This window comes from Bradyrhizobium sp. STM 3566, from assembly GCF_045571445.1.
Taxonomy (GTDB): Bacteria; Pseudomonadota; Alphaproteobacteria; order Rhizobiales; family Xanthobacteraceae; genus Bradyrhizobium; species Bradyrhizobium vignae.
The window spans coordinates 4,074,860-4,087,591 of record NZ_CP120692.1 but is presented as its reverse complement, the minus strand read 5'-3'; the positions used below and the strand labels follow the sequence as shown (position 1 = coordinate 4,087,591).

General features: G+C 64.8%; 16 protein-coding genes. 8 read left to right on the top strand and 8 right to left on the bottom strand.

Annotation, left to right across the window (positions count from 1 at the left end):
- Nucleotides 1-3: 3 nt before the first annotated feature.
- On the bottom strand, nt 4-774 hold the full coding sequence (locus P6U27_RS19720; protein WP_209296590.1) for an ABC transporter permease: 771 nt from the start codon (nt 772-774) through the stop codon (nt 4-6).
- Between the two features lie 84 nt (nt 775-858).
- Nucleotides 859-1,506 (bottom strand): TetR family transcriptional regulator, encoded by a 648-nt coding sequence (locus tag P6U27_RS19715; RefSeq protein WP_122403484.1) that lies wholly within the window; start codon nt 1,504-1,506, stop codon nt 859-861.
- A 100-nt stretch (nt 1,507-1,606) separates the two neighbouring features.
- Here P6U27_RS19715 and P6U27_RS19710 point away from each other — a divergent pair, with 100 nt between their 5' ends.
- The 5 genes from P6U27_RS19710 to P6U27_RS19690 all read left to right on the top strand — a co-directional run bounded on the left by P6U27_RS19710 (nt 1,607) and on the right by P6U27_RS19690 (nt 5,171).
- Nucleotides 1,607-2,623 carry an ABC transporter substrate-binding protein gene (locus P6U27_RS19710; protein ID WP_122403483.1) on the top strand — a complete coding sequence of 339 codons (1,017 nt, stop codon included), beginning with the start codon at nt 1,607-1,609 and terminating at the stop codon, nt 2,621-2,623.
- 376 nt (nt 2,624-2,999) lie between these two features.
- Nucleotides 3,000-3,698 (top strand): septum site-determining protein MinC, encoded by a 699-nt coding sequence (minC, locus tag P6U27_RS19705; protein ID WP_407192367.1) that lies wholly within the window; start codon nt 3,000-3,002, stop codon nt 3,696-3,698.
- A gap of 21 nt (nt 3,699-3,719) precedes the next feature.
- Nucleotides 3,720-4,535: a septum site-determining protein MinD gene (gene minD, locus P6U27_RS19700; protein ID WP_122403481.1), complete on the top strand. Its 816-nt coding sequence runs from the start codon at nt 3,720-3,722 to the stop codon at nt 4,533-4,535.
- Nucleotides 4,532-4,813: a cell division topological specificity factor MinE gene (minE, locus tag P6U27_RS19695; protein ID WP_035703963.1), complete on the top strand. Its 282-nt coding sequence runs from the start codon at nt 4,532-4,534 to the stop codon at nt 4,811-4,813. The genes minD and minE overlap by 4 nt, the downstream gene beginning before the upstream one ends.
- A 172-nt stretch (nt 4,814-4,985) precedes the next feature.
- Nucleotides 4,986-5,171, top strand: coding sequence for a hypothetical protein (locus tag P6U27_RS19690; RefSeq protein ID WP_027572193.1), 186 nt, complete (start codon nt 4,986-4,988; stop codon nt 5,169-5,171).
- Between the two features lie 21 nt (nt 5,172-5,192).
- On the opposite strand, the gene P6U27_RS19685 is transcribed toward P6U27_RS19690, so the two are convergent.
- Together P6U27_RS19685 and P6U27_RS19680 are read right to left on the bottom strand one after the other, a co-directional pair.
- A complete protein-coding gene (locus P6U27_RS19685) occupies nt 5,193-5,444 on the bottom strand; it encodes a hypothetical protein (protein ID WP_122403480.1) in 252 nt (83 codons plus the stop codon).
- A gap of 107 nt (nt 5,445-5,551) precedes the next feature.
- Nucleotides 5,552-5,944 carry a hypothetical protein gene (locus tag P6U27_RS19680; protein ID WP_122403479.1) on the bottom strand — a complete coding sequence of 131 codons (393 nt, stop codon included), beginning with the start codon at nt 5,942-5,944 and terminating at the stop codon, nt 5,552-5,554.
- 128 nt (nt 5,945-6,072) lie between these two features.
- Between P6U27_RS19680 and P6U27_RS19675 the strand changes: the two genes are divergently transcribed.
- Complete coding sequence (locus tag P6U27_RS19675) at nt 6,073-6,855, top strand: SDR family NAD(P)-dependent oxidoreductase (RefSeq protein WP_122403478.1); 783 nt, start codon at nt 6,073-6,075, stop codon at nt 6,853-6,855.
- Nucleotides 6,856-6,940: 85 nt separating this feature from the next.
- On the opposite strand, the gene P6U27_RS19670 is transcribed toward P6U27_RS19675, so the two are convergent.
- Complete coding sequence (locus tag P6U27_RS19670; protein ID WP_122403477.1) at nt 6,941-7,171, bottom strand: DUF6894 family protein; 231 nt, start codon at nt 7,169-7,171, stop codon at nt 6,941-6,943.
- Nucleotides 7,172-7,540: 369 nt separating this feature from the next.
- Nucleotides 7,541-8,656, bottom strand: a complete 1,116-nt coding sequence (locus P6U27_RS19665) for a hypothetical protein (protein WP_122403476.1) — start codon at nt 8,654-8,656, stop codon at nt 7,541-7,543.
- A 321-nt stretch (nt 8,657-8,977) separates the two neighbouring features.
- On the opposite strand from P6U27_RS19665, the gene P6U27_RS19660 reads away from it, so the two are divergent.
- Nucleotides 8,978-9,595 carry a L,D-transpeptidase gene (locus P6U27_RS19660; RefSeq protein ID WP_162500602.1) on the top strand — a complete coding sequence of 206 codons (618 nt, stop codon included), beginning with the start codon at nt 8,978-8,980 and terminating at the stop codon, nt 9,593-9,595.
- Nucleotides 9,596-9,637: 42 nt separating this feature from the next.
- On the opposite strand, the gene P6U27_RS19655 is transcribed toward P6U27_RS19660, so the two are convergent.
- Both P6U27_RS19655 and P6U27_RS19650 read right to left on the bottom strand, forming a co-directional pair.
- Nucleotides 9,638-10,069 carry a hypothetical protein gene (locus P6U27_RS19655; RefSeq protein WP_122403475.1) on the bottom strand — a complete coding sequence of 144 codons (432 nt, stop codon included), beginning with the start codon at nt 10,067-10,069 and terminating at the stop codon, nt 9,638-9,640.
- A gap of 117 nt (nt 10,070-10,186) precedes the next feature.
- Nucleotides 10,187-10,651 (bottom strand): MarR family winged helix-turn-helix transcriptional regulator, encoded by a 465-nt coding sequence (locus P6U27_RS19650; protein WP_122403474.1) that lies wholly within the window; start codon nt 10,649-10,651, stop codon nt 10,187-10,189.
- 94 nt (nt 10,652-10,745) lie between these two features.
- On the opposite strand from P6U27_RS19650, the gene P6U27_RS19645 reads away from it, so the two are divergent.
- The gene (locus tag P6U27_RS19645) at nt 10,746-12,668 is read left to right on the top strand and encodes an FAD-binding monooxygenase (RefSeq protein WP_407192366.1); all 1,923 of its coding nucleotides are present in this window, start codon (nt 10,746-10,748) and stop codon (nt 12,666-12,668) included.
- Nucleotides 12,669-12,732 lie beyond the last annotated feature (64 nt).

The window sequence follows — 12,732 nt, the reverse complement described above, 5'->3', positions numbered from 1 at the left end:
TTGTCAGGTCTGCCTTGCGTCACCGACCACGAACATGCGTTCGAGGGCCAGCACCAGGCCATAGAGAGCGACGCCGAGCAGCGTCAGCAGCACGACGGCCATCACCATCGCGGGCGTGTCGAGCGAGGACTGCACCTGGATCATGAGGTAGCCGAGCCCGCGCTCGGAGGCGATGAACTCGCCGACGATGGCGCCGGCGACCGCCAGGATGGCGCCGACCTTCATGCCGGAGAACACGTAGGGCAGCGATCCCGGCAGCTGGATCTTGCGGAACAGCGTCCAGCGCGAGCCGCGCAGCGATTTGACGAGGTCGAGCAGATCAGGCTCGACCTCGCGCAGGCCGCGCGCGGTGGTGAGCAGGATCGGGAAGAAGCAGATGCTGAAGGCGATCAGGATGTTGGGCACGATGCCGTAGGAGAACCAGACGATGAAGAGCGGGCCGAGCGCGACTTTCGGGATCATGTTCAGCGTGACGAACAGCGGTAGCAGCACGAGGCTCAGCAGCGGGGCCCAGCTGAAGATCACGGCGAGCGCCACGCCGACGAATGCGCCGAGCGCAAAGCCGCCGAGGATCTCGATCGCCGTCACCAGCGTGTTGGCGCCCCAGGCGTAGCCCGCCGTCCCCAGCGTCTGCACCGTCGCGAGCGGGGAGGGCAGGATGAATTTCGGCACGTGGAAGGCATCGACCGCGACCTGCCACAGCACGAGCACGGCGAGATGCACGATCAGGATGATCGCAAAGCTGCGCGAGCTGCGTGCGCTGTCTCCTGCCACCGACTGCTCCCTGTTGGCCGCGGCAGCGATGCCGCAGGTCGCAAGCCTAACCGGCCTTCGAGAAAGTTTCAACCAGTTGGTTGATTAGGGCCGGAGCGACTGCAGCACGAGGTCGGCGACGTGCCGGCGCCGGGCGCGCCGCTGGGCACGGCTCGACAGATCCTTGCCGAAGATCGCCGACAGCGTCGGCGTGTTGGAGAAGAAGAAATAGCTGAGCCCCGCAATCGAGATATAGAGCTGGACGGGATCGATCCCCTTGCGGAACACGCCTGCGCGCACCCCCTCGTTGAGGATGTGGGAAACGCTTCTCACGAGCGGTGAGTGCATCGCCTCCAGCCGGGTCGAGCCGCGGACGTGGCGGGCGCCGCCGCGGTTCTCGTCGTTCAAGAGCACGATGAAATCAGGGTTCGCCGCCAGGTGGTCGAACGACGCTTCGATCAGCTTGCGGATCGCCGTCTCCGGCGGCAGGCCTTCGAGATTGAGCCTTCGCTCCTGCTCGCGGATGTCCTCGTAGACCCATTCGAGCACGGCCAGATACAGCGCGTCCTTGTCGCCGAAATAGTGATAGACGAGCTGCTTGTTGACGCCGGCACGCCCGGCAATCTCGTCGACGCGGGCGCCCGCAAGACCGTGCCGGGCGAATTCCTGGCGCGCCGCCGTCAGCAGTTTCTTGCGGGTGGCGACGGGGTCGCGGCGCTGCGGCACGGTGTCGCCAGATCGTTTTGCGGGCATTTCCAACCAAACAGTTGACAAGTTGAGGGCGGGCTTGTTGCATTGGTATCCTCACAAGGGGAGAGCGACAAGCCGGGTCGCGGCAACGAGGAGAGATGCGATGAAGCGTTTGCAGGCGGCGGGCTCGGCCCTGATGTTGGCCTTGGGAGTCGGTACGTCGGCGGTGCCCGCGCATGCGGGAGAAGCCGTCAATCTGATCCTGAACTGGACGCCGACGGCCGATCACTCGCCCTATTATTACGCCAAGTCGCAGGGCTGGTACGAGAAGGCCGGCATCGACCTCACCATCGAGACCGGCAAGGGCTCCGGCGTCTCCGCCGCCAAGGTCGGCTCCGGCGGCTCGCCGTTCGGCGTCGCCGATCTCGCCACCATGCTGGTGGCCAAGAGCAAGGGCGCCGACGCGGTCGCGGTGATGAGCGTCTATGCCAATACCGGCCAGACCTTCTACTGGCTGAAGAGCTATGGCGTGAACGGCGTGAAGGATTTCCCCGGCCACAAGATCGGCAATCCGCCGGGCGATGCCTCGCGCGTGATGTGGCCGGCGTTCGCCAAGGCGGCAGGGCTCGCGCCCGACTCCGTCGGCTTCGTCAATGTCGGACCGACCGCGAAGATCGCGGCGCTGAAGAGCCACACCGTCGATATCATCAGCGACTTCTACAACGAGCACGACCTGAAGGTCATCGAGTTCGGACCCGATCTCGGCTACCTCAACTGGAAGGACATCGGGCTCAACCCTTACGGCAATTCGCTGATCGTCAACGGCGCGTACCTTCAGAAGAATCCGAAGGTCGTCGAGGATTTCGTGCGCGTGACGCAGAAGGCCTTTGCGGCGTGCGTTGCCGACGTCACGCCGTGCCTGAAGGCGCTGCTCGACCAGGTCTCCGGTCTCGACAAGGAGAACCAGGAGCGGCAGTGGGAGCGCATCAAATTCCTGATGACCGACGAGTTCACGACCACCAAGGGTCTCGGCTGGATCGACGGCGAGCGAATGAAGAAGGACTACGAACTGGTCCAGACCTATCTCGGCATGGAGAAGCCGTTCGACGTCACCACCGCATTCACGACCAAGATGCTCGATCCCAGCATCAAGATGGATGCGAGCAAGGTGAAGAAGTAGGGGGCGGGCTCACCGTCTGTCCTCGTCATTGCGAGCGCAGCGAAGCAAATCCAGAGGCTCCCCGCGGGAGGCGGTCTGGATTTGCTTCGCTGCGCTCGCAATGACGATGTGGAAAGTGTGTGCCTTGCTCTCCGCTCGTGCCCCGGACGCAGCGCAGCGTCCCTTTGACGATTCGCTGCAGAGCCGGGGCCCATCTCGCCGAGAGCATGACCCCCGGTTCTGCGCAGCAACGCTTGCGCGTTGCAGCGCGTCCGGGACATGGGAGCGCGCAATCTGCCACGATCCTTCCCCACGTAATCCCACGGAAAGTTAACCCGCCGTTAACCATATCCGCCGCATCGTTAACCATTCAATAACAGGGAACGAGTCGGCCGTGATGGAGGCTGCAGCTAAAGTCCAACGTCAAATGGTGCGCCTGCGAGGGCGCTCCTATGTGGCTTTCGTGTTCACGCCGACGGTTCCGGTCCAGGACTGGCTGCATGAGATCGACGCCACCATCGCGCGCTCGCCAGGCTTCTTCGCCGGTCGGCCCGTGGTGATCGATCTGTCCTCGGTCGACCTCAGCCAGGCCGGCATCGGCCATCTGCTCACCAGTCTTCAGGACCGCAACATCCGCGTGCTCGGCATCGAGGGCGTGGAGGAGGGAAGGCTGACACCGATGATGCCGCCGCTGCTGAATGGTGGGCGCAGCTGCGTGGTCGAGCCGAGCGCGCCGAAGAAGGCCGAACTGAAGGCCGAGACCAAGCCGACGTCGCTGCTGCTCGAAAACCCCGTGCGCTCGGGCCAGACCGTGATCTTCCCGGAAGGCGACGTCACCATTCTGGGCTCGGTCGGCTCCGGCGCCGAAGTCGTCGCCGGCGGCTCGATCCACGTCTATGGCGCGCTGCGCGGCCGCGCCATGGCGGGCGTGAACGGACACACCAGCGCGCGCATCTATTGCCAGAAGATCGAAGCCGAACTGCTTGCGATCGATGGGTTTTATCAGACTGCCGACGACATCGACGAGGCCCTGCGCGGCAAACCGGCGCAGGCCTGGCTGCAGGGGAATACCATGCGAATTACAGCGCTGAACTGACCAGCAAAGGAGACATTTGCGATGAGTAAGGTACTGGTCGTGACATCAGGCAAGGGCGGGGTCGGCAAGACTACCACGACCGCCGCGCTGGGAGCGGCGCTCGCGCAGCGCGGCGACAAGGTGGTCGTCGTCGATTTCGACGTCGGCTTGCGCAACCTCGACCTCGTGATGGGCGCCGAACGCCGCGTGGTGTTCGACCTCATCAACGTGGTGCAGGGGGTGGCAAAGCTGCCGCAGGCGCTGATCCGCGACAAGCGGCTGGAGAATCTGTGGCTGCTGCCGGCTTCGCAAACCCGCGACAAGGACGCGCTGACGGAAGAGGGCGTCGGCAAGGTCATCGCCGAGTTGCGCAGCCGCTTCGACTGGGTGATCTGCGACAGCCCGGCCGGCATCGAGCGCGGCGCGTCCATGGCGATGCGCTTCGCGGACGAGGCCGTGATCGTCACCAATCCGGAAGTCTCCTCGGTGCGCGATTCCGACCGCATCATCGGCATGCTCGATTCCAAGACGGTGCGGGCCGAGAAGGGTGAGCGGGTCGAGAAGCACATTCTCATAACCCGCTACGATCCCTCGCGCGCCGCGCGGGGCGAGATGCTGACCATCGACGACATCCTCGAGATCCTGGCCACGCCCTTGCTCGGCATCATCCCCGAGAGCCAGGACGTGTTGAAGGCCTCCAACGTCGGCACACCGGTGACTCTGTCCAACGCGGACGGCGCGCCGGCGCGGGCCTACATGGACGCGGCCAAGCGCCTCTGCGGCGAGAACGTGACGATGCATGTTCCTGCCGAGCGGAGAGGCCTGATGGATCGTCTGCTGCGACGGAGGGCTGCATGAGCATGGGTCTGCTTCGACTTCTCCGCGGCAAGAAGGCCTCGGCGCCCGTCGCTCGCGAACGGCTGCAGATCCTGCTTGCCCATGAACGCGGAATGCGCGGCCAGCCCGATCTGCTCGGTGTGCTGCGTGAGGAAATTCTCGCCGTCGTGTCCAAGCATGTGACGCTGGACCCGACCAAGGTCATCGTCCGGCTCGAGCGCGGCGACGAGGTCTCGACCCTGGAGGTCGACATCGAGGTGCCCAACGACTTCGAGCGCAAGAAGGTGGCGGTCGCGTAGGGCACGCGGCCGAAGATTCCCGTTATGGGGTGGGTGAGAAGGCGGTCCGCCGGGCATGGCGGCCGCCTTGTCTTCGGGCTCACGTCGATCGGACGGAACGCGCCCGGGCTTCAATCGTTGTGAACAACCCGCGGGAGCGTTGCACCGCAGTTGGTCAGACCGGAGAGCGCCCATGATGTCCGAGGTCCAGGTCCATACCGTTGCCCGGCAGATGCTCGAGCAGCACGGTTTTGCTGCGATCGCGAAGGCCGCCGAGCAGGCTCAGGCCTGCGAGGGCCGCGGCGAGGCCGAGGAGGCCAAGGAGTGGCGTCACATCGTGGACGCCATGAAGATCATGCGCGGCCCGCATCAGAGCTGACATTCAGAGGCCCGGTCACGCTCAACGCTCCCCGCGGTCAGCGCCTTGCGACGAAGTGCGATTGTGTGTCTGGGGCTGCGCACGCTCGCCCGACTCCTTGCAGGGGAGCGGTTCCCACGTGCCGTCCGGCGCCTGCTGATAGGCACTGCAGGACGACGACGATGTGGGTTTTTCCTCGCCCTTCTGGGCATCGGAATTCCTCGCCAGTGCGGGCGCAGTCAGCACCGTGGCGGCCGCAATCGCGCCGGCGAAAACGCAATGGATACTCCGCATGAGGACCTCCTGTTCGAATTCCAGGAGGCCGCATGCTTTCGAGGATTGTGACGATTTTGGGCCGTAGCGCAGGTTCCGTCGCGGCGTGCTTAACACCGCGAAACCGGCTAGCCGCCCTTGCTGCGGATCAGGCCGGCGAGGTTGGTCTTTTGGGCCTCGCACCAGCCGGGCATGCCGAGGCGGCGCTGGTCCATGTCGGTCGCCTGGGTCGCGACCGCGACCTCGGCCATCAAATCATCGTCCTGCTTCTCACCCATCTTGCCGCCAGTGTGCATCCAGGCAATCGCCTTACGTACCTTCTCGGTGGTGCCGTCGGGCAGATGCATCTGCTGCGCCCTCTGCACGAGGTCCTGATAGACGAGGTCCGTATTGGGACACTCGACCTTGGCGGCGAAGGCCTGCAAGACCATCGTCACATAGGTCGACCGCGGCGGCGCGTCGGCCGCCTGCGCCGGCGCAGCCATCAGCAACAGGCCCGTCATCAGAAAACCGGCGCGCATCCCTGGAACCTCCTCCGTTTTTTTGAGAGGCTAGCGTCCGGCGCGCCGCTCGGCAATGGGGCTGGAGCGCGATTGTCGTCCGTCCGGGCGGTGGGCTAACCTGGCGCTCCCCAGCCGCGGAGCGCAACATGAGCCTGTTGAGCACGCCGTTCGATCCCGCATACGACACCGCGCTCGTCACCGGCGCGGGCAACGGCATCGGCCGCGCGATCGCGCTAGGCTTGGTCGGCGAGGGCGTCCGCACCATGTTCGCGGATGTGAACGCGGAGCGGGTGCGTGCCGCGATCAGCGCGAGCGAGAGGCCCGATTTGGCCGTGCCTTGGGTCGGCGATCTCGCCAGGCTCGAGGCCTGCGATGAGCTGTTGACTGCCGCACATGCCGCGCTGGGCGCGATCACGCATTTCGTCCACAGCGCCTCGCCGCCGCGGCGGGAGGCCGATCATGCGCTCGCGGTCGATCGCAGGACATGGCAGGAGATGCACGCCGTCAATCTCGATGCCGGATTTCATCTGGCGCGCGAGCTCGCAAAACGGCTGATCGCGGCGAAGCGGCCGGGCTCGTTCCTGTTTCTGACCTCGCTGCATGCGGGCACCCCGCGCAACCTGCCGCATTATTCGACGGCGAAGGCGGGGCTGGGGATGTTGGTGAAGGAGCTGGCCAAGACGTTTGGCCGCCATGATATCCGCGTCAACGCGCTGGTGCCCGGCGCGATCGCAGCCGGTGGCTTCGTTGCCGATCCCGCGCTGGCGCGGCACATTCCGCTAGGGCGTCTCGGCGAGGCCCAGGATCTCGTGCCGATGGCGCTCACGGTGCTGTCGAACAAGCTTTCCGCTTACGTCACCGGCGCAGCCTTCGTCGTCGATGGCGGATTGTCGCTAACGAACTGGTTCGAGCCGCCGACGCTGGACTAAAGCGCGATGAGATTTGGATGAATCGTCATCGCGCTTTAGCTTGTTGTTTACGCATGATCTTTCCGGATCATGCTTTAGGCTCAGCTTAGCGCTGCCAGGCCGGCACCGGATCGAGCGGCGTGCGATAGAGCTCGTTGTGATCGCCATCGGTGACGCGCACCGCGCAACCCTTCTGCTGCAGCTCCGGCTTCACCTGCGACAGCTCGCACGCCAATTGATCGGCGCGATCGGAGGCAACCTCGATGTCTTCGAGGATGATTCCACCTTGGTTCTTGAACTCTTCACCAACCACGAGATCGAAAGAGTAGTAGGGCATCCGACTTCCCCCGGTGTGACGATCTGAGCTTCAGCGCAAGTCTCAACGCATGTCGGATGGTACCACTGAGTCGATATCTGCCGAATGTACTAGCCGCGCAATCTCTGGGCTTATGGCGCAGAAATGATGTGCAGCGTGCGGGTTCGTTAAGATTTTGTTAAATATATCCGCGGGATCATAAGGCATGGAATTGCAGCAGAACCGGGCTCCGGGAACCGGCAGCTGCAAGAGAAGGCCGGCGGCATAGATCCCGACGGCCTTTTCTCTTGAGCGGAAGACGAACGAGGCATCGCTTCCGTAATCGCCCGGACTCAACGCATCACACCGACTCGGACAGCGTGCGCGATGTCGTGCTGTCGTCTGCCGCTGCTAGCGCAGCGGCATCGGCGGACGCACGACAGGTCCGTCGTCATCGGCAACGGCTTGCGTCGTCGCAACGGGCGCCGCTGGCGGCGGGGCCGCGGCTGCCTGCGATGGCGGTGGAGGCGCGGGCGGCGCGGGCGAATAGGCCGGCATGTAGGTCCGCGTCACGGCCGGCCTGACAGCCGGTTTGGGCTTGCGAAGCGGCGGCGCGGGAGGCTGCGGCGGGAGCGCAGCAGCGCGCGGGCGCGGATCGGCCGGCCTCGTCTCAACAGCCACTGGCCTGGGCGCAGGCGGCTTCGCCATCTCACGCGCCATCTGCTCCTGTCCGGCCTTCAACTCGGCGATGTTGGCCTTGAGCTGCTCGATCTGCTGCGCCATCGCGGCGATATCGTTCGTCATTGACTGCAACGACTGCGACTGCAACGACTGCGAGGTGTCGGGCTGCGCTGTTGCGGGCGCGGCGGCAAGCTGGGTCGCAGGCGGGGTCGCAGCTTGATCGGCCGCTTGTTCGGTTACCGCTGGCGCTTCAGGCGGGGCAGCTTGCGCCGCCGCGACGGGCGTCGCCTGCGGGGTCGAAGACATCAGCGGCATGGAAGACGGCATCAGCGACGTCAATACCGGCGTCCATTCGGCGAGCATTTGCTTTGCTGTGTCGCCGTGCTTCTCCCAGGCGATGGCGGCCGCCACGCTGGTGCCCGCAAGCAGGAACGTGACGAACGCACCGCGCAGCCACTTGCCGATCGAGGATCGCTTCGGCCTGACCGGACCATCACTGGACGTGACGCGGACAGCCGTGTCGACCGACGGTGCCGCGGCGGGCTTTCCGTAGACGACGTTGATGGTGGGCTCGGGCGCGCGCGGCGGCTCCACAGTGAACTTCGGCTCCGGAGTAAACTTTGCCTCCGGAGTAAACTTTGGCTCCGGAGTAAACTTGGGCTCCGGAGTAAACTTGGGCTCCGGACGCGGCGCGATCTCCGGCGCCAGCGCGGGGGGCACGCTGGCTGGCCGCGAAGCCAGCACGATCTCCGGAGAGATCTGAAGCGCGTCATGCGGATCGTTGTCCTTGATCGTGTCCTTCACGATCTCATCGACGATTTGCTTGGCATTCAGCGTCGCGAGCATCGCAGCTCCTTTGAAGCCCGGTTGATGAGGTTTAATTCGTCCGCATTGGCGCGGGGCTGATCTGAGGTGAGCCCATGCCGATCCCCATGCCGCAACGAGTCCAGCCGGGTTTGACCAAAGCAAGGCGAGGGAATGGAGATGATGCGACAGTCTTCCGCCGTTTGTGGTGATGGAACCCGGTTTGTCGAACACGCGCAATTGTTCCATCCTGCCTTGTTTTCAGCACGATTTTGGCAGCATGTGGGGCTGCTGGGGGCGCTGCTATCCGCTATCCGGGGGCCGGCGGTGCCAAGATCTCTACTCGTTTTGTTCGTCGCAGCCATGTTGCCGCTGGGCGGCTGCATGCAGGCGACGCTTTCGCCATCGACGGATGCGAGCATGACGCCGCGCGACCGTCAGTTGCTCGCGCACACGCCTTATGCGCAGGCGAACGTGCCCGAGCAATATCTCCGCCACATCGTGGACTACCGTCGCAAGGAGCAGCCGGGCACGATCCTGGTCGATACCGATGCGCGTTACCTCTATTACGTGCTGCCCGATGGCAAGGCGATCCGCTACGGCGTTGCGGTCGGTGAGGAAGCCATGGCGTTTTCCGGCGTCGCGCGTGTCGGCCGCTTGGCGGAATGGCCGGACTGGGTTCCGACAGCGGATATCCAGGCGCGACTCGGCCCCTATCCGGCGCGCGTTCCCGGGGGGCCTGCCAATCCGCTGGGCGCGCGGGGCATCTATCTCTATGTCGGCAACAAGGACACGCTCTACCGCATCCACGGTACCAACCAGCCCGAATATATCGGGCAGGCGATCTCGTCCGGCTGCATCCGGATGCGCAACGAGGACGTGATCGATCTCTATGATCGGGTGAAGCTGGGCTCTACCGTGGTGGTACTGCCGCCAGGGCAGAGCGCGCAGGCCGAAACGGGCGGGCGCTGGCGCGGGTGAGGCTGCGCGACCGGCCGTTCGAGCCAGGTTGTTTCTGCGCTGCTACTCAGGCCGGGCAATGCGCCATTGCAGCGTCGTGGCATTGCCGTTGGCATCGCCCGGCGCCTTGTCGGCGGGCGAGGTGTAGAGCGGGCGGTAGCGGTACGCCCACATCTTGGTGCCGTCGTTGCGGCTGATCACGGTGAAGTCGCCGACAGCCTTGGCGTCGGCCGTCGCCGCCAGCGGCACCCAGCTCTCGGTGCACTTGCCGTTGCAGTTCGAGGTCTTCCCGGTGGTGTCGCGCTCGTAATAATAAAGCGTCATGCCCTTGAGATCGACGAGCTTGGGACCCTGCTTGGTCAGGACCACCTTCGCCGGTGCCGTCGTCGCCTCGGGTTTCGGCGGGGGCGGGGTATCGCCGCCGCCATGGCCGTTGGCGAGCGCGTGACCGGTCGAGAGCGCGATGGCTGCGGCCATAACGACGAACCTGGACATCCGAAACTCCGCCCCGCAAAGTTAATCGCGCGTTAAGCGCCCAATGCGGCCGACGTTAGCAGCCGAAGGTTAGTTCCTGGTTTCGTGCGCTGCGACAATTACGGACGGCGTGCGGCATCAGACCTGCGCATCGCGCAGCGGAGCGCGGCTGAGCTCATTGCCGGCGGCGATGGCCTTGCGCAAGAGCCGCATCAGCTCCTCGCTCTCCTTCGCGCTGAGACCACGCAGCATGATGCGCTGCGCGGATTCGACGGCCGGCGTGATCTTGCGCAGCGTGCGCCGGCCTTCGTCGGTGATCTCAAGCTCCCGCGCGCGGCGGTCGCGGCTGGAGGGGCGGCGCTCCGCGAGGCCCTTCTGGACGAGGCGGTCGATCACGCCGGTGATGGTGGTACGATCGTAGGCGATCAATCCTGCGAGCGTTACCTGGTCCAGCCCCGGATTGGCCTTGATGGTCGCGAGCGCGGCGTACTGCACCGGCGTGAGATCGAAGCCGGCGTCTTCGACCTCGGCCAGGAACACCGCGACCGCGATCTGCTGGAAGCGGCGCGCCAGATGCCCGGGCATGTCGTTGTGGTCTTTCACCGAAGTCTCCGCGGAGGGTGAGGGTCATTGACAAGTATACTGATAGTCAGCATACTGATCAATATCCAAACAGAAGTTGACGGGAGAGGTGCTCATGCAATTCCATCTCAATGGATTTCAGCCGGGCGACCCAGAAATCGCCGATCCCGCTGCGCGCGTTCAGGCGTCGGGGGCGGCGGGAAGCGTGCCTGCCGAGGTCGACGTTCTCATCGTCGGCTGCGGGCCTGCCGGCCTGACGCTCGCCGCTCAGCTTGCGCAATTCCCCGATATCAAGACCTGCATCGTCGAGCAGAAGCCGGAGCGCCTGCTGGTCGGGCAGGCCGACGGTATCGCCTGCCGCACCATGGAGATGTTCCACGCCTATGGCTTCAGCGAACGTGTGCTGAAGGAGGCCTATTGGGTCAACGAGACGACGTTCTGGAAGCCGGATGAGCGGACGCCGGAGAAGATCACGCGCAGCGGCCGGGTGCAGGACGTCGAGGACGGACTGTCGGAATTCCCGCACGTCATCCTGAACCAGGCGCGCGTCCATGACTGCTTTCTCGACGTCATGCGCAAATCGCCGGCGAAGCTCGCGCCATATTACAGCCGGCGCGTGCTTGACCTCCATGTCGATCCGGCGGCTGATGCCGCCGATCATGCCGTGATCGTGCGGCTCGAACGCGTCGATGCTGGAAACGAGGGGAAGGTCGAGACGATCAGGGCGCGCTACGTCGTCGGCTGCGACGGCGCACGCAGCACGGTGCGCAAATCGATCGGGCGCGAGCTGCAGGGCGATTCCGCCAACCACGCCTGGGGCGTGATGGACGTGCTGGCCGTGACGGATTTCCCTGATATCCGCTTCAAGTCCCTGATCCAGTCGGCCAAGGACGGCAGCCTGCTGATCATTCCGCGCGAAGGCGGCTACATGGTCCGCATCTATGTCGAGCTCGCAAAACTCGACGTCGGCGAGCGCGTCGCCAATCGCAACATCACTGCCGACGACGTGATTGCGAAAGCGCAGCGGATCCTGAAGCCGTATTCGCTCGAGGTGAAGGAAATCGCCTGGTGGTCGGTCTACGAGATCGGCCAGCGCCTGACCGACAAGTTCGACGATGTGCCGGAGGCGGAGATCGATACGCGCCTGCCGCGCATCTTCATCGCCGGCGATGCCTGCCACACCCACAGCCCGAAGGCCGGGCAGGGCATGAATGTCTCGATGCAGGATGCCTTCAATCTCGGTTGGAAGCTCGCCGCCGTGCTCCGCAAGCAATGTGCGCCGAGCTTGCTGCACTCCTATTCGGCGGAGCGCCAGGCGGTCGCGAAGGAGTTGATCGATTTCGACCGCGAATGGGCGGGAATTCTCGCTTCCGCCGCGAAGGCCGCCGGTGCCGATGCGGCGAAGACACAGGATTATTTCGTCCGGCACGGCCGCTACACGGCAGGGACGGCGACGCATTACCGTCCATCGGTTCTCACCGGCGCGGCCACGCATCAGCATCTCGCGGAAGGCCTCGTTATCGGCAAGCGCTTCCATTCTGCGCCGGTGATCCGTGTGGCGGACGCCAAGCCGGTGCATCTCGGCCACGCGGCGCAGGCCGATGGCCGATTCCGCATCTACGCGTTTTCGCCTGCCGAGAATCCTGCGGCTGCCGGCTCGGCCATTCGTGGCTTGTGCAACTTCCTTGCCGAATCCCGGGAACCGCCGATGCGGCGATACACGCCTGTTGGCGCAGACATCGACAGCGTGATCGACCTGCGTGCCGTCTTCCAGCAGGATCATCGTGAGCTTGCCGTCGCGGCGATGCCGCCAATGCTGCTCCCGCGCAAGGGCCGCTATGGTCTGATCGACTACGAGAAGATGTTTTCTCCGGACCTCAAGGGCGGCCAAGACGTCTTCGCAATGCGCGGCATCGATCGAAAAGCCGGCTGCATGGTCGTGGTCCGGCCCGACCAGTATGTCGCCAGCGTGCTGCCGCTCGACGACTTTGCAGGGCTCGCCTCGTACTTCGACGCCTTCATGCTGCCGGTGAACTGACGCTGGAATTGCTACGCTCGCGGTGTCGATGAACGGCGGATGAATATTGAACTCCGCGCGCGGC